Annotated in this window: 14 protein-coding genes; 6 read left to right on the forward strand and 8 right to left on the reverse strand. The window is 68.7% G+C overall.

Features of this window, described 5'->3' with window-relative positions; genetic code table 11:
- Window positions 1-49 precede the first annotated feature (49 nt).
- Window positions 50-781, reverse strand: a complete 732-nt coding sequence (deoC, locus tag ACO0E1_RS09140; RefSeq protein WP_422873909.1) for a deoxyribose-phosphate aldolase — start codon at window positions 779-781, stop codon at window positions 50-52.
- A gap of 42 nt (window positions 782-823) precedes the next feature.
- On the opposite strand from deoC, the gene ACO0E1_RS09145 reads away from it, so the two are divergent.
- The 4 genes from ACO0E1_RS09145 to ACO0E1_RS09160 are packed head-to-tail and all read left to right on the forward strand — an operon-like array spanning window position 824 to window position 4,978.
- On the forward strand, window positions 824-2,356 hold the full coding sequence (locus tag ACO0E1_RS09145) for an SDR family oxidoreductase (protein WP_422873910.1): 1,533 nt from the start codon (window positions 824-826) through the stop codon (window positions 2,354-2,356).
- On the forward strand, window positions 2,353-2,940 hold the full coding sequence (locus ACO0E1_RS09150) for a GDSL-type esterase/lipase family protein (RefSeq protein ID WP_420364652.1): 588 nt from the start codon (window positions 2,353-2,355) through the stop codon (window positions 2,938-2,940). Before ACO0E1_RS09145 ends, ACO0E1_RS09150 begins: the two co-directional genes overlap by 4 nt.
- The gene (locus ACO0E1_RS09155; RefSeq protein ID WP_422873911.1) at window positions 2,940-3,374 is read left to right on the forward strand and encodes a DUF6804 family protein; all 435 of its coding nucleotides are present in this window, start codon (window positions 2,940-2,942) and stop codon (window positions 3,372-3,374) included. Before ACO0E1_RS09150 ends, ACO0E1_RS09155 begins: the two co-directional genes overlap by 1 nt.
- A 50-nt stretch (window positions 3,375-3,424) precedes the next feature.
- Window positions 3,425-4,978, forward strand: coding sequence for a stealth conserved region 3 domain-containing protein (locus ACO0E1_RS09160; protein ID WP_422873912.1), 1,554 nt, complete (start codon window positions 3,425-3,427; stop codon window positions 4,976-4,978).
- Between the two features lie 109 nt (window positions 4,979-5,087).
- Here ACO0E1_RS09160 and ACO0E1_RS09165 read toward each other — a convergent pair whose 3' ends face one another.
- The 5 genes from ACO0E1_RS09165 to ctaE all read right to left on the reverse strand — a co-directional run bounded on the left by ACO0E1_RS09165 (window position 5,088) and on the right by ctaE (window position 10,492).
- Entirely contained in the window at window positions 5,088-6,047 is a 960-nt protein-coding gene (locus ACO0E1_RS09165) for a phosphodiesterase (protein ID WP_422873913.1), read from the reverse strand.
- Window positions 6,048-6,236: 189 nt separating this feature from the next.
- Entirely contained in the window at window positions 6,237-7,922 is a 1,686-nt protein-coding gene (gene qcrB / locus ACO0E1_RS09170) for a cytochrome bc1 complex cytochrome b subunit (RefSeq protein ID WP_422873914.1), read from the reverse strand.
- Window positions 7,922-8,989 (reverse strand): cytochrome bc1 complex Rieske iron-sulfur subunit, encoded by a 1,068-nt coding sequence (gene qcrA, locus ACO0E1_RS09175; protein WP_422873915.1) that lies wholly within the window; start codon window positions 8,987-8,989, stop codon window positions 7,922-7,924. The genes qcrB and qcrA overlap by 1 nt, the downstream gene beginning before the upstream one ends.
- Before the next feature lie 33 nt (window positions 8,990-9,022).
- Window positions 9,023-9,832 (reverse strand): cytochrome bc1 complex diheme cytochrome c subunit, encoded by an 810-nt coding sequence (gene qcrC, locus ACO0E1_RS09180; protein WP_422873916.1) that lies wholly within the window; start codon window positions 9,830-9,832, stop codon window positions 9,023-9,025.
- A gap of 21 nt (window positions 9,833-9,853) precedes the next feature.
- Window positions 9,854-10,492, reverse strand: coding sequence for an aa3-type cytochrome oxidase subunit III (ctaE, locus tag ACO0E1_RS09185; RefSeq protein ID WP_281264573.1), 639 nt, complete (start codon window positions 10,490-10,492; stop codon window positions 9,854-9,856).
- A 71-nt stretch (window positions 10,493-10,563) separates the two neighbouring features.
- Between ctaE and trpD the strand changes: the two genes are divergently transcribed.
- Complete coding sequence (trpD, locus tag ACO0E1_RS09190; RefSeq protein WP_422873917.1) at window positions 10,564-11,619, forward strand: anthranilate phosphoribosyltransferase; 1,056 nt, start codon at window positions 10,564-10,566, stop codon at window positions 11,617-11,619.
- 90 nt (window positions 11,620-11,709) lie between these two features.
- Here trpD and glpK read toward each other — a convergent pair whose 3' ends face one another.
- On the reverse strand, window positions 11,710-13,221 hold the full coding sequence (glpK, locus tag ACO0E1_RS09195) for a glycerol kinase GlpK (protein ID WP_281264575.1): 1,512 nt from the start codon (window positions 13,219-13,221) through the stop codon (window positions 11,710-11,712).
- A 30-nt stretch (window positions 13,222-13,251) separates the two neighbouring features.
- Window positions 13,252-13,974: an MIP/aquaporin family protein gene (locus tag ACO0E1_RS09200; protein WP_422873918.1), complete on the reverse strand. Its 723-nt coding sequence runs from the start codon at window positions 13,972-13,974 to the stop codon at window positions 13,252-13,254.
- A gap of 307 nt (window positions 13,975-14,281) precedes the next feature.
- Between ACO0E1_RS09200 and dhaK the strand changes: the two genes are divergently transcribed.
- On the forward strand, window positions 14,282-15,283 hold the full coding sequence (gene dhaK / locus ACO0E1_RS09205; RefSeq protein ID WP_422873919.1) for a dihydroxyacetone kinase subunit DhaK: 1,002 nt from the start codon (window positions 14,282-14,284) through the stop codon (window positions 15,281-15,283).
- The last annotated feature ends 31 nt before the right edge of the window (window positions 15,284-15,314 follow it).

A 15,314-nucleotide genomic window follows, 5' to 3' on the forward strand; every position in this document is an offset into this window, starting at 1 on the left:
CACGCACCGGCTCGGTGCTGGTGGTCGGGTCGGCCTGGTCGGCCGGGGGTCAGTAGGAGGTGGTGTCGTCGCCGACGCCGGAGGCGACGCCGGTCTCGACGCGGTGTGCGACCTCGTCGAGGATGCGGGCCGAGGCGCTCGTGCCGATCCGGTCGGCGCCGGCCTGCACCATCTCGATCAGGGTGTCCAGGCCACGGACGCCACCGGAGGCCTTGACTCCCGTGTCCGCACCGACGGTCCGGCGCATGAGCGAGATGTGCTCGGCGGTCGCTCCGCCGCCGGCGAACCCGGTCGACGTCTTCACGAACGCCGCGCCGGCGGACTGCGCGGCGCGGCTGGCGGCGACGATCTCGTCGTCGGTGAGGAACGCCGTCTCGAGGATGACCTTGACCACGGTGTCGCCCGCAGCGTCGACCACGGCACGCACGTCCTGCTGGACGCGGTCCCAGTCGCCGGACTTCGCCGCGCCGATGTTCTGGACCATGTCGAGCTCGAAGGCGCCGTCGGCGAGGGCCTGCAGCGACTCGGCGACCTTGGCCTCGGTCGAGGTGGTGCCGTGCGGGAAGCCGATGACGGTCCCGACGCCCACACCGGTGCCCTGCAGGCGCTCCACGGCGTGGCGGACGTCGCTCGGGCGGACGCACACGCTGAACACGCGGTGGGTCGCGGCTTCGTCGAGCTGCGCATCGACGTCGGAGCGGGTCAGCTCCGGCTTCAGGATCGCGTGGTCGATGAGTCGACGCACGGCGTCGGCGGTGACGGGGAAGGCTGCGTTGTCCACCCGACAAGCGTACCCGGAGGGGCGCGGCGTACCGTTCCCCGCATGCGCGTCCTCGTCACCGGGGCCACCGGCTACATCGGCGGTCGCCTCGTCCCACGTCTCCTCGAAGCCGGGCACTCCGTCCGCGTCCTCGTCCGTACCCCGCAGAAGCTCGACGACGTCCCCTGGCGGGACTCGATCGACGTCGTCCAGGGCGATCTGCAGGACGCCTCGGCCGTGGCCACCGCGGTCGACGGGATCGAGGCCGTCTACTACCTCGCGCACGCGATGGGCGCTGACGGGGACTTCGAGGAAGCCGAGCGGGACGCGGCCCAGACGATGGCCACCGCCGCGCACGACGCCGGTGTCCGCCGCTTCGTGTACCTCGGCGGCCTCCACCCCGACGGGGAGCTGTCGAAGCACCTCCGCAGTCGGAAGGAGGTCGGCGACATCCTGCTCGGGTCGGGTGTGCCGACGATCGCCTACCAGGCCGGTGTCGTCATCGGCTCCGGGAGCACGTCGTTCGAGATGATCCGGCACGTCACCGACGTCCTGCCGTGGATGCCGGCACCGCGGTGGGTCCGCAACAAGATCCAGCCGATCGCCGTCCGCGACGTCCTCTACTACCTCGTCGAGGCCCTCCGCATCCCGGCCGACGTGAACCGGACGTTCGACATCGGTGGGCCGGACGTCCTCCGGTACGGGCAGATGCTGAACGGGTACGCGGTCGAGGCCAAGCTCCCGCAGCGGCCGATCACCGCGCTGCCGGTGATGACCCCCGGGCTCGCCGCACACTGGTTCAACATGGTGACGCCGATCCCGCGCAAGCTCGCGACACCGATCATCGAGTCGCTGCAGTTCGAGTGCGTCCAGCGTGAGCACGACATCGACGACGTCGTGCCGCAGCCGGAGGGCGGGCTGACGTCGTACCGACGGGCCGTCCGGCTCGCGCTGACGAAGATGCGCACCGCGGAGGTCGAGACGAGTTGGCGGAGCGCGACGCTGTCGAGCACCCCGGCCGACCCGCTGCCGAGCGACCCGGACTGGGCCGGGCACACGGTGTACTCCGACGACCGGACCCGGCACACGTCCGCGCCGCCGGAAGCGGTCTGGAGCGTCGTCGAGTCGATCGGCGGTGAGAACGGCTGGTACTCGTTCCCGCTCGCGTGGGTCGCCCGCGGGTGGATGGACAAGATCGCCGGGGGAGTCGGACTCAACCGTGGTCGACGAGACCCGAAGCGCCTCGAACAGGGCGACGCGCTCGACTGGTGGCGCGTCGAACGACTCGACCGCGGGCACTACCTCCGGCTCCGGGCCGAGTTCAAGTCGCCGGGGCGCGCCTGGCTCGAGATGACCGTCACGCCCACGGATGACGGCGGCTGCGACTACCACCAGCGAGCGCTGTACTTCCCGCAGGGACTCGCCGGGCGCCTCTACTGGTACTCGATCCTGCCGTTCCACGGCGTGATCTTCCCGGGCATGGTGGAGCGCATCACGGCCCGCGCCGAACGCGAGGCGCACCGCACCGACTCGACGCAGGCCAACAGCACGCAGCAGAATGGGTCTCGCGCGCCGGCGCACGAGGAGGCAGCATGAGCGACGACGACCGCGGACTGGTCCTGTTCCTGGGGGACAGCATCACCGCAGGAGGCACCTGGGACGAACGCTTCCCGGACGAGCGCACCCTGAACCTCGGCATCAGCGGGGACACCACGGACGGTGTCCTCGAACGGCTCGACGAAGTCGTGCAGGCCGCTCCCGACGCGATCGTCCTGCTCATCGGCACCAACGACTTCGGCAACCACCGCAAGAGCGCCGAGCACGTCGTGCGGAACGTCGAGACGATCCTCGTGACGCTCCGCCGCGAGCTCCCCGGCGTCCGCTTGCTCCTGGTGTCGATCCTGCCGCGGCAGGCCGAGTTCACCCCGCGGATCGAGGAGACGAACCGGCACCTGCGCCAGTTCGTCGCCACCTGCCACGCGCAGTACCTCGACGCCTGGCCGGCCCTCGCCGACGGCGACCACCTCGCCGAGCAGTACACCGAGGACGGCCTGCACCTGACCGACGACGGCTACCGCGCGTACGTTGCCGAGCTCGGTCCGGCGCTCGAGCGGCTCCGCGGCCTGCCGCCGATGTCCCGCCCGATCACGGCCATCGAGCTCGACGAGGCATCTGCCTGATGGCCGCACGCAGGGGACGGCCCGCGGTCGGGTCGTCGCTCCACTCGACCGCGCCCGGTACCCGCCCGGCAGTCACTCCTTCGACGGGCACCGCCGGGACCCCGCCGTTCACACGCCCGGCCCTGGCGCCGGGCCTCGTCGCAGCCATCGTCCTGCTCGCGTGCATCGCCTTCCTCGACGCGCCGGCGTTCGTGTTCGTCCGGTGGGGCGTCACGGTCCTGGCGCTCATCGTGCTCGTCTTCGCGACCAGGGGCCGTGCCTGGTGGGCGGCCGTCCTGATGGCAGCCATCGCGGTGTGCTGGAACCCGCTGGTCACGATCCCGATCCCCGGACAGGTCTGGGCAGCGCTGCAGATCGTCGCAGCGGCGCTGTTCATCGTCGTCGGGATCGTCGTGAAGGTGCCCAGAACGACGGAGGAGCCGCCTGCCCGGTAGGATCGGATCGGTCGGGTGCAGCGCCTGACCACCTGATCAGAAGGGCATGGATGAGCAACGAGACCGAGCCGGAGACCGAGAGTCCTCTGCTGAACCCTCGACCGTCCTCCGGCGGTCTCGACCGCCCCGACATCGTGCTCCGGAAGGGCCGCTTCACCCTGCTGAACGGCCACCTGACGCCGCAGCAGTCGATGATCGAGGACCTCCTCTTCCTCGACGACGCGCTCACCGCGGCCGACGTCGACCACCTGCTCATCCGCGGGAACGACCAGCGCCCGGTCATCGCCGTCGACGAGCGGGACCGACAGCGTGCCGAGTCCGCCGTGATGGACGCCGCCGTGGGCGAGCCGTTCTACGCCAAGCCGCCGGGGGAGCCGGCCGTCCTCGTCGTCGACGACGGCCTGGGCCCCGTCGACCAGCCGGTGCTCCGGGTGTTCCGCCCGCGCCTCGAACCGCTCGGACGGCTCCGCTACGGCGCCGAGACGAGCGTGCAGCTGGAGTTCTGGCGGGTGACGGACACCGAGGTCCTCGCGCCGGTCGAGAACGCCCTGATGCGCAGGAGCCTGCCCGTCGACGAGTTCGTGCTCACCGACATCGAGCGCTACGGTCGCACGTGGCGCACCGTGGAGCACATGTTCGACGACCACGTCTCGGACATCCGGTTCCCGATCGACATCGTGTTCTCGTGGGTCGACGGCAACGCGATCGAGTACCAGCGTGCCCGTCAGGCCGCGCAGTCGTCGACCGTCCTGGGGGAGGGCGACGACGCTCCCGCTCGGTTCCGGCAGATCAACGAGCTGAAGTACGCGCTGCGTTCCGTGTACACGTACGCACCGTGGATCCGCACGATCTACATCGCCACGGACTCGCCGGCGCCGGCATGGCTCGCGGACCACCCGCGTGTCCGGATCGTCCGGAGCGAGGAGTTCTTCGCCGACCCGTCGGTGCTGCCCACGCACAACTCGCAGGCCGTCGAGTCGCAGCTGCACCACATCCCGGGCATCAGCGAGCACTTCATCTACTCGAACGACGACATGTTCTTCGGCCGGCAGGTCGACCCCTCGGTGTTCTTCAGCCCGGGCTCCGTGTCGAAGTTCATCCTGGCGACCACCCGGATCGGCCTCGGCTCGAACAACCCGCGCCGCAGCGGCTTCGAGAACTCCGCACGGGTGAACCGACGCCTGCTCCAGCAGCGCTTCGGCGCCGTCACCACGCGCCACCTCGAGCACGCGCCGACGCCGCTCCGGTCCAGCATCATGACGGAGATGGAGCACGAGTTCGCAGACGAGTTCCGTGCGACGGCGGCGTCACGGTTCCGTGCGGCCGAGAACATCTCCGTGACGAACTCCCTCTACCACTACTACGCGCTGCTCACCGGGCGCGCGATCGTGCAGGAGAACGCACCGGTCCGGTACGTGGACACGACGATGCAGTCCGGGCTCCGGGCACTCGACGACCTGCTCAAGAAGCGGAACGTGGACTTCTTCTGCCTGAACGACGGCAGCTTCCCCGAGGTCTCCGACGAAGAACGGACGACCCGCGTCACCGAGTTCCTCGACCGCTACTTCCCGTTCCCGGCTCCGTGGGAGCAGCCCGAGGAGTAGCGCCCCGCCGCGCCCGCCCGCGCTCGCGCAACTTCAGGTGAGATCGCACTTCCTGTCGGATCCCGTTCTGGTGTTCCGACAGGAAGTGCGATCTCGACGGAGACCCGCGTCAGCGGTGGACGGGGGAGAGGGGCACCGAATCGAGGGTGAAGACCGGGATGCTCGACGTGACCGGTGCCGGCTCCACGGCCGGCGGGATGACGACCCCGGCGGCGGCGAGTCGTGCGTCGGTCTCCACCGCGGAGACCGGCTCGCCCACGGTCGCGTACTGCCCGATCGGCACAACGGAGTGGACGACGTCGTGCCCGTACACGTGCACCAGGTTGAACGACTGCGCACCGTCCTGGCCGCGAGTCCCGCCGCGGAACTCGTTGAGGTCCTGCGTGTAGCACGTCGCACTCGCCACGGACACCGGAATGCCCGCGAACACGGCACTGGTCGAGTAGTGCAGGTGTCCGGCGATGATGGTCAGGACGTCACTGCCCTCGACGACCTCGGCGAGGGCCCGTTGGTCACGGAGTTCGACGAGGACCGCGAGGTCCTGCACACTGGGCACCGGCGGGTGGTGCATCGCGAGGACCGTGCCGTGCGGGGCCGGCTCTGAGAGCACCTCTGCCAGCCAGTCCAGCTGCTCCGGCGTGACGATGCCGTAGTGCTCGCCAGGGACGCTGGTGTCGAGGGTGATGACCCGGAGCCCGTTCACGTCGTAGACGAAGTCCACGGGCCGCTCGGTGGGCTGGAGCCCGAAGAGCTCCTGACGGAACGCGCCACGCTCGTCGTGGTTCCCCATCGCCCAGATGACCTGTGCGCCGATGCGCTCGGCGGCGGGCTCGACGATCTGACGCACGCGGGCGTAGGCACCGGGCTCGCCCTTGTCGGCGACGTCACCGGTGACGACGATCGCCTCGGGCCGGGTGCCGGAGGCCTCGATCTCCTCGACGATCTGCGTCAGCCGTGCCGCCGAATCGACGTCACCGTACAGATCACCATCCGAGGCGATGAGGTGCGTGTCGCTGAGGTGGAGCAGGAAGTGGTTCGGCCTGGGGTGCTCGGCCGTCCGGGGTTCCATCGGGTTCTCATTCCGTTGGCGGGCTCCGCGAGGGCCACCCGTTCCAGATGCGTGGTGCAACACGTTGCCACACCGTCCTGGAAGAGTCCAGCACGTGACGGTGAACCGCCCGTGAACTGGGGACGGCGTGTCGGCGTACGCAGAACGCCCCCGACCACATCGTGATCGGGGGCGTCCGGTGGGACTGCGTCAGTGTCCGCCTGCTCCGACCTGGGGAGCCTGGTGCGAACCCTCGACGTCGTGGCCGTGGTGCGCTGCGTGTGCGGCGTCGAGCTCGGCCTTCGAGACCGGCGCGATGCGGTCCTCGAAGAAGAAGCGCGAGGCGCTCGCACGCATCTTCTGCAGCGGCGTGATCTGTCCCTTGGCGTTCGGACGGATCATCAACGGCTTGTAGTCGTTGAACTGCAGCAGACGCCAGCGCTCGTACTCGTCGAGCTGCTCGTGGACCTCGATGTACTCACCGTGGGGGAGACGGACGATGCGGCCCGACTCGTACCCGTGGAGGACGATCTCGCGGTCCTTCTTCTGGAGCGCCAGGCAGACGCGCTTCGTGATCCAGAAGGCCACGAACGGACCGAGGACCGTCGTCGCCTGGATCACGTGGATCACCGAGTCGACGGACACCAGGAAGTGCGTCGCGATGATGTCCGAGCTCGCCGCCGCCCAGAGGCTGGCGTAGAGCGTGACACCGGCGGCACCGAAGGCCGTGCGGGTCGGCGCGTTGCGCGGGCGGTCGGCGATGTGGTGCTCACGCTTGTCGCCCGTGACCCACGCCTCGATGAACGGGTAGATGAAGATCGCGAGGATGAGCCCCACGAGCACCGCGATCGGGACGAGGATGTTGAACGACACCGTGTAGCCGAACCACACGACCTCCCAGTGCGGCGGCACCAGACGGAGCGCACCGTCCGCGAAGCCGATGTACCAGTCGGGCTGGGTACCGGCGGACACGGGGGACGGGTCGTACGGGCCGTAGTTCCAGATCGGGTTGATCGTGAACAGCGACGCGATGAGGGCGAGGATTCCCGCGACGATGAAGAAGAAGCCACCGGCCTTCGCGGCGAACGCCGGGAGGATCGGGACACCCACGACGTTGTCGTTGGTCTTGCCGGGGCCCGCGTACTGCGTGTGCTTGTTGATCACCACGAGGACGAGGTGGACACCGAGCACCGCGACGAGGATCGCCGGCAGCAGCAGGATGTGCAGCGTGTACAGACGCCCGACGATCGCGGTCCCGGGGAACTCGCCGCCGAACAGGATGTACCCGATCCACACGCCGATGACCGGGACGCCCTCGATCATGCCGACGATGATGCGGAGACCATTGCCGGAGAGCAGGTCGTCGGGGAGCGAGTAGCCCGTGAAGCCCTCGGCCATGGCGAGCACCCAGAGGACGAAGCCGAAGACCCAGTTGAGCTCACGCGGCTTGCGGAACGCGCCGGTGAAGAAGACGCGGGCCATGTGCAGCATCACCGAGGCGACGAACAGCAGGGCCGCCCAGTGGTGGATCTGCCGGACGAAGAGCCCGCCGCGGATGTCGAACGAGATGTTCAGGGTCGACTGCAGCGCCGTCGACATCTCGACGCCCTTGAGCGGGATGTACGAGCCGTCGTAGACGACCTCGGCCATCGACGCCTGGAAGAAGAACGTCAGGAAGGTGCCCGAGAGCAGGATGACGACGAAGCTGTAGAGGGCGACCTCACCGAGCATGAAGCTCCAGTGGTCGGGGAAGATCTTGCGACCGACCTCCTTCACCAGCCCGGAGATGCTCGTTCGTTCGTCGATGTAGTTGGAGAGCCCGCCGATGATGCGGGATCCGCGGTCCGGAGCCGGCTTGGTGCCGGCTGCGGGCTGCTGTGTCGTGGTGGTGGTCATCAGCGTGCACGCTCCCAGAAGGACGGGCCGACCGGTTCGTGGAAGTCGCTCTGCGCTACCAGGTACCCGTCGTCGTCGATCGCGATCGGAAGTTGGGGGAGGGGACGAGCCGCCGGTCCGAAGATGACCTCGCAGTTGTTCGAGACATCGAAGGTCGACTGGTGGCAGGGGCACAGCAGGTGGTGCGTCTGCTGCTCGTAGAGCGCGACCGGGCATCCGACGTGGGTGCAGATCTTGGAGTAGGCAACGATACCGTCGTAACCCCAGTTCTCGTGGCCCTTGGCCGGATTGAGGTCCTTCGGGTCGAGACGCATCAGGAGGACGGCGGCCTTGGCCTTCTCCTCGAGCATGTCGTCCTTGTCGAGCAGCCCGTCCGGGATGACGTGGAAGACCGAGCCGATCGTGACGTCGGACGCCTTGATCGGGAGACCGGTCGGGTCCTTCGTCAGGCGCGTGCCCTTCGCCCACATGGTGTGGCGGAGGAGCTCGTTCGGGTCGGCGGCGGGTGCGAGATCACGCACGAGCACGATGCCCGGGAGCGGGAACGCGGCGAGGGCGCCGATCATCGAGTTGCGGATCAGCTTGCGACGGCTGAACCCGGACTCCTTGTCGGCCAGCTGGAAGGCCTCGACGGCCTTCGCGCGGGTCGCGTCGGAACCGCGCGTGGGGTGGCGGTCCTCGGAGATCTCGCGGTCGCTGACGAGCGACTTGGACCAGTAGACCGCGCCGAGGCCCAGGCTGAGCAGGGCGAGCGCGATGGCCAGACCGAGGAAGAGATTCCCGGTGCGGACGGTGCTGAAGTCGTCGGCCTTGATCGGGAAGGCGACGTAGGCCGCGATCGACAGGACGCTGGCGACGATCGACACGTAGAAGAACGTGGCGACCTGGCGCTCGGCCAGACGCTGCTTCTTCGGGTCGACGTCGGTGCGGCGTGCGCGGTGCGGCGGCTCACCCGGGTTCTCGAACGGCTCGGCGGGCAGGACCGCGGTGCCGGGCGACGTCGTGCTCGTGCCGTGCTTCTCGACAGCCGAGGACGAGTTCAGTGCCTCGTCGTCGTGCTCTGCCATGGTGTTCCCTTCAGTGTCGTGCGACACGGACGATCAGTTGGACTTCGCGGTCAGCCAGACGGTCATCGCGACGACCGCCCCGAGTCCGAAGATCCAGATGAACAGACCCTCTGCCACCGGGCCGAGGGCGCCGAGGCCGAAACCACCGGGCGAGGAGTTGTCCTGCACGTACTTGAGGTACGTGATGATGTCGGCCTTCTGCTGCGGCGTGATGTTCAGGTCGTTGAAGACCGGCATGTTCTGCGGGCCCGTGACCATGGCCTCGTAGATGTGCTTGCCGCTGACGTCCGTCAGCTTCGGGGCGTACTTGCCCTCGGTCAGCGCACCACCGGCGCCGGCAACGTTGTGGCACATGGCGCAGTTGATGCGGAAGAGCTCCGCACCGGCGGCGGCGTCGCCGTCCGCACCGTTGGTGAGTGACTCGGACGGGACCGACGGGCCGGGGCCGAGCGATGCGACGTACGCGGAGAGGGCGGCGACCTGCTCGTCCGAGAACTGCGACGGCTTCTCCTCGGCCTGCGGGCCCTGGGCAGCCATCGGCATGCGGCCGGTACCGACCTGGAAGTCGACCGACGCGGCGCCGACACCGATGAGGGACGGGCCCTCGCTGGTGCCCTGCGCAGAGAGGCCGTGGCAGGTGGCGCAGTTGGACGCGAAGAGCTTCTGGCCCTCGTTCACCTGCGACTGGCTCGATGCGGCGACCGTGCTGACATTGTCGTCCGCGTTCGCCGTGGAGCTGAACAGTGCGTACGCACCGCCGGTGGTCATCAGCGCGACTGCGATGAGCGACACGGTCGCCAGCGGGGAGCGGCGGCCCTTCTTGGACTTGGTTCTGTTGAACATGCGGTGGGTGCTGTCCGATTCCTACTTGAGAAGGTAAATGACTGCGAAGAGGCCGATCCAGACCACGTCGACGAAGTGCCAGTAGTACGACACGACGATGGCCGTGGTGGCCTCCTTGTGGCCGAAGTTCTTGGCGGCGAAGCCACGGCCGAGCGTCAGGAGGAAGGCGAGCAGGCCACCGGTGACGTGGAGGCCGTGGAAGCCGGTGGTGATGTAGAACGCCGAGCCGTACGCGCTCGAGGAGAGCGTGACGCCCTCGTGCCAGAGGTTGGCGTACTCGAAGATCTGGCCGCAGACGAAGACGGCACCCATGCAGTACGTGACGAAGAACCACTCCGTCATTCCCCAGTCGCGCGGGTTCCAGCTGGTGCGGTGCACCTGGAAGCGCTCGGCGGCGAAGACGGCGAACTGGCACGCGAAGCTGGACAGCACCAGGACGATGGTGTTCACGGAGGCGAACGGCACCTCGAGCTTGGCGGTCTCGGTCGCCCAGAGCTCGGGGGAGGTGCTGCGCAGCGTGAAGTAGATCGCGAACAGGCCGGCGAAGAACATGACCTCGCTGCCCAGCCACACGATCGTCCCCACGGCAACGGGGTTCGGCCTGTTGAGGACCGTACCGCTGGCTGGTCTGGAGAGAGGGGTGCTTGTCACAGGGTCCATTATGGCCGAAACCTCCGACAGTGTTTTGCCAGGCAACTGGCGGGTCGTTCGAAAACAGTACGATCCTGGGTATGTCTGACGTTCTCTCCTGGCCTGCAGTGATCAGCGCGCTCATGGCGCGCGAGGACCTCACGATCAGGCAGTCCACATGGGCCATGGAGGAGATCGTGCACGGCCGGGCCACCGACGCACAGATCGCGGCGTTCGCCGTCGCCCTCCGCGCGAAGGGCGAGACCGTCGACGAGGTGGTCGGGTTCCGCGACGCGATCCTCGACGCAGCGGTCCCGCTGGACGTCGACCCGATGGCGCTCGACATCGTCGGCACCGGCGGCGACGTCGTCGGCACGGTGAACGTGTCGACCATGGCGGCCATCGTCATCGCGGCTGCCGGCGTCCCGGTCGTGAAGCACGGCAACCGCGCGAGCTCGTCGAAGTCCGGGTCGAGCGACGTCCTCGCCGCACTCGGCCTCGACCTGTCGATGGACGCCGAGCACGTCGCCGAGACGTTCCGGCGTGTCGGACTGACGTTCGCCTTCGCGAGCGCCTTCCACCCCGGCTTCGCGCACGCCGCCCCGGTCCGCCGGGAGATCGGCGTGCCGACGGTGTTCAACTTCCTCGGCCCGCTCGTCAACCCGGCGCGGTGCGAGGCGAACGCCGTCGGGGTCGCCCAGCTCGACCTCGTGCCGATCATCACGGGCGTGTTCCAGACCCGTGGCGCGACGGCGCTCGTCTTCCGCGGCGACGACGGCCTCGACGAACTCACCACGACGGGTCACAGCCACATCTGGGAGGTCACCGGCGGCCGCGTCACGGAGCACGACCTCGACCCGCGGGACCTCGGCATCCCCCGGGCACGGATGGAGGACCTGCTCGGCGGCGAACCCGACGTCAACGCCGCGATCGTCCGGCGTGTCCTGGCGGGGGAGACCGGTCCGGTCCGCGACATCGTCCTCCTCAACGCGGCCGCCGGCCTGGTGTCCTTCCGGCTCGCGCAGGACCCGACCGAGTGGGACCGTCCGATCCTGCACCGCTTCCGCGAGCAGCTCATCGTCGCCGCCGACGCGATCGACTCCGGTGCCGCGGAGCAGAAGCTCGCCGACTGGGTGACCGCAGCGCCCGTCTGGTAGGCGGGTGCAGCACCAGACGAACGACGGGAGGCCCGGTGCCGGTTCCATGAACCGGCACCGGGCCTCCCGTCCGTGTGCTGGACTACCGGACTACTGGACGTCCTCGTCGACCCAGTCGAAGGTCTTCGTGACGGCCTTCTTCCAGAGGCGCAGCGTGCGGTCACGCTCCGCCGGGTCGAGCTTCGGCTCCCAGCGCTGGTCCTCCTGCCAGTTCGCGCGGAGCTCGTCGAGGTTCGCCCAGAACCCGACCGCGAGGCCGGCTGCGTAGGCGGCGCCGAGCGCCGTGGTCTCCGCGACGACCGGTCGGACGACCGGCACGTCGAGGATGTCGGCCTGGAACTGCATGAGCTCGTTGTTGGCGGTCATGCCGCCGTCGACCTTGAGCTCGGTCAGGTCCACACCGGAGTCGGCGTTGACCGCGTCGAGCACCTCGCGCGTCTGCAGCGCCGTCGCCTCGAGGGCCGCACGTGCGATGTGGCCCTTGTTGACGTAGCGCGTGAGGCCGACGATGGCGCCACGGGCATCGGGACGCCAGTACGGCGCGAACAGGCCGGAGAACGCCGGGACGAAGTACACGCCGCCGTTGTCGTCGACGGTCTTGGCGAGCGCCTCGACCTCCGGTGCGCTCTGGATGAGCCCGAGGTTGTCGCGGAGCCACTGGATGAGCGAGCCCGTGACGGCGATCGAGCCCTCGAGCGCGTAGTGCGTCTCCTGGTCACCGAGCTTGTAGCCGACGGTCGTCAGCAGCCCGTTCTCGGAGCGGACGATGTCCGTGCCGGTGTTGAAGATCAGGAAGTTGCCGGTGCCGTAGGTGTTCTTCGACTCGCCCTTGTCGAACGCGGCCTGGCCGAAGGTCGCGGCCTGCTGGTCGCCGAGGATGCCGGCGATCGGGACCTCGCGGAGCAGGCTGGACGACTCGACGTGCCCGTAGACCTCGGAGGAGCTGACGATCTCGGGGAGCATCGACTTCGGCACGCCGAAGTCGGCGAGGATGTCGTCGCGCCACTGCAGCGTCTCGAGGTCCATGAACAGCGTGCGGGACGCGTTCGTGACGTCGGTCTTGTGGACGCCGCCGTCGACGCCACCGGTCAGGTTCCAGAGGACCCAGGTGTCGGTGGTGCCGAAGAGCAGGTCGCCCGCCTCGGCCTTCTCACGGGCACCCTCGACGTTCTCGAGGATCCACATGATCTTGGTGCCGGCGAAGTAGGTCGCGAGCGGGAGGCCCACGATCGACTTGTACCGGTCCGTGTCGCCGTCCGCGAGCTTGTCGACGATCGACTGCGTGCGGGTGTCCTGCCAGACGATGGCGTTGTAGACCGGCTTGCCGGTGGTCTTGTCCCAGACCACCGCGGTCTCGCGCTGGTTCGTGATGCCGACCGCCGCGACGTCGTGGCGGGTGATGTCGGCGCGGGACAGTGCCTGGCCGATGACCTCACGGGTGTTGTCCCAGATCTCGGCGGGGTCGTGCTCGACCCACCCGGCGCGCGGGAAGATCTGCTCGTGCTCCTTCTGTCCGGTCGACACGATCGATCCGGAGTGGTCGAAGACGATCGCTCGGGTGCTGGTCGTGCCCTGGTCGATGGCGACGATGTAGTCGGCCATTGGTGCTCCTTACGGGTTCGTTCGGTGGGTTCAGGCGAGGGGGAGGAGCGCGTAGGACAGGCCCGCCGCGATCGCTCCACCGAGGAGGGGGCCGACGACCGGCACCCAGGCGTAGGCCCAGTCGCTCGAGCCCTTGCCCTTGATGGGCAGGAAGGCGTGCGCGATGCGCGGGCCGAGGTCACGGGCGGGGTTGATGGCGTACCCGGTCGGGCCACCGAGGCTGACACCGATCGCGATCACGAGGAAGGCGACGGGGATGGCACCGAGCTCGGACGGCGTCTTGCCGTTCGTGAACGCGATGACCACGAACACGAGCACGAAGGTGCCGATGATCTCGGTGACGAGGTTCCAGCCGTACGAGCGGATCGCCGGGCCGGTCGAGAAGACGCCGAGCTTCGCAGCCGGGTCCGGCTCTTCGTCGAAGTGCTGCTTGTAGGCGAGCCAGACGATGACGGCACCGATCACGGCACCGATCAGCTGGGCGATCCAGAAGAGGAACATCTCGCCGATGGTGATGTTGCCGAGGATGGCCTGGGCGAGGCTGACCGCGGGGTTGAGCTGGCCGCCCGACTTGTAGGAGACGGTGACGCCGGCGAAGACCGCGAAGCCCCAGCCGATCGTGACCATGAGGAAGCCCGCGCCGAAGCCCTTGGACTTCTTGAGGGACACTGCGGCGACGACACCGCCACCCAGGATGATGAGCATCGCGGTGCCGACGAGCTCAGACAGGAACTTGACTCCGATGCCGTCCATCGGTGACCTCCATTGCGCTGTGGTTTGGGGGTCCCGGGCTGCACCGACACTCCCCATCGAGTGATTGTGGCGAGCATACTGCTGGGTTTTCGCGGCGCGCGACGGACACGTGAGCGATCTGCGGGAAAGTGCACGAACGTGCATGCGGGATGTGCGTCCGCGACCCCCGGGGCCTCCCTGCGACGATCCGACGGTGCACGAACGTGCAGAACGGACGAACACCCGCCCGTTGTATGTTGGGCGCACTCCGGACGACGTCGGCGGTGTGCAGGCCTCGTCCCGGCGTCGACACCCGTGGAGGCCACACATGAAGAAGCTCATCAACGACCCGCAGGACGTGGTCATCGAGACCGTCCGGGGGTTCGCCCAGGCGCACGCCGGGCACGTCGTCCTGGTGGAGGACCCGATCCACCTGCACCGTGCCGATGCGCCGAAGCAGGGCAAGGTCGGCCTGGTCAGCGGCGGCGGGAGCGGGCACGAGCCCCTGCACGCCGGGTTCGTCGGACACGGGATGCTCGACGCCGCCGTTCCCGGCCCGGTGTTCACGAGCCCCACGCCGGACCCGATCGTCGCCGCGACGAAGGCGGTCGACGGTGGTGCCGGTGTCCTGCACATCGTGAAGAACTACACCGGGGACGTCCTCAACTTCGAGACGGCCGCGGAACTCGCCGGCATGGACGACATCCGCGTCGAGTCCGTCGTGGTCGACGACGACGTCGCCGTGCAGGACTCGCTCTACACGGCCGGCCGCCGGGGCGTCGCCGGTACCGTCGTGGTGGAGAAGTGCGCGGGCGCGGCCGCCGAGCGTGGCGACGACCTGGACGCGGTGGCCGCCGTCGCCCGGCACGTCAACGACGTCACGCGCTCGATGGGCCTCGCGATCGCGCCGGGCACCGTGCCGCACGCCGGGGATCCGTCGTTCACCCTGGCCGACGACGAGGCAGAGCTCGGCATCGGGATCCACGGTGAGCCAGGACGTGAACGGATCGCGATGGCACCGGTCGACGAACTCGTCGACCGTGTCCTCGAACCGATCCTCACCGACCTCGCCGCGCCGACGGGCGCACGCCTGCTCCTGTTCGTGAACGGCATGGGCGGGACCCCGCTGTCGGAGCTGTACATCGTCTACCGACGCGCCGCAGAGGTCCTGTCCGACCGCGGCTACGAGGTCACGCGTAGTTTGGTCGGGGACTACGTCACGTCCCTCGAGATGCAGGGGTTCTCGATCACCGTCACGGTGCTCGACGACGAACTGACCACGCTCTGGGACGCACCGGTGGAGACCCCAGCACTGCGCTGGGGCCGTTGACACCGCACCGACCGCAGGAAGGGAACGAGAA

It is taken from the genome of Curtobacterium guangdongense, assembly GCF_049341845.1.
Lineage (GTDB): Bacteria > Actinomycetota > Actinomycetes > Actinomycetales > Microbacteriaceae > Curtobacterium > Curtobacterium guangdongense.

Bases quoted from the DNA above. Each gene is read 5' to 3' on its own strand.
- qcrB (WP_422873914.1), bottom strand. From the start codon at position 7,922: ATGACCACCACCACGACACAGCAGCCCGCAGCCGGCACCAAGCCGGCT.
- qcrC (WP_422873916.1), bottom strand. From the start codon at position 9,832: ATGTTCAACAGAACCAAGTCCAAGAAGGGCCGCCGCTCCCCGCTGGCG.
- ACO0E1_RS09160 (WP_422873912.1), top strand. From the start codon at position 3,425: ATGAGCAACGAGACCGAGCCGGAGACCGAGAGTCCTCTGCTGAACCCT.
- ACO0E1_RS09200 (WP_422873918.1), bottom strand. From the start codon at position 13,974: ATGGACGGCATCGGAGTCAAGTTCCTGTCTGAGCTCGTCGGCACCGCG.
- glpK (WP_281264575.1), bottom strand. From the start codon at position 13,221: ATGGCCGACTACATCGTCGCCATCGACCAGGGCACGACCAGCACCCGA.
- qcrA (WP_422873915.1), bottom strand. From the start codon at position 8,989: ATGGCAGAGCACGACGACGAGGCACTGAACTCGTCCTCGGCTGTCGAG.
- ACO0E1_RS09165 (WP_422873913.1), bottom strand. From the start codon at position 6,047: ATGGAACCCCGGACGGCCGAGCACCCCAGGCCGAACCACTTCCTGCTC.
- ACO0E1_RS09155 (WP_422873911.1), top strand. From the start codon at position 2,940: ATGGCCGCACGCAGGGGACGGCCCGCGGTCGGGTCGTCGCTCCACTCG.
- dhaK (WP_422873919.1), top strand. From the start codon at position 14,282: ATGAAGAAGCTCATCAACGACCCGCAGGACGTGGTCATCGAGACCGTC.
- ctaE (WP_281264573.1), bottom strand. From the start codon at position 10,492: ATGGACCCTGTGACAAGCACCCCTCTCTCCAGACCAGCCAGCGGTACG.
- ACO0E1_RS09150 (WP_420364652.1), top strand. From the start codon at position 2,353: ATGAGCGACGACGACCGCGGACTGGTCCTGTTCCTGGGGGACAGCATC.
- ACO0E1_RS09145 (WP_422873910.1), top strand. From the start codon at position 824: ATGCGCGTCCTCGTCACCGGGGCCACCGGCTACATCGGCGGTCGCCTC.
- trpD (WP_422873917.1), top strand. From the start codon at position 10,564: ATGTCTGACGTTCTCTCCTGGCCTGCAGTGATCAGCGCGCTCATGGCG.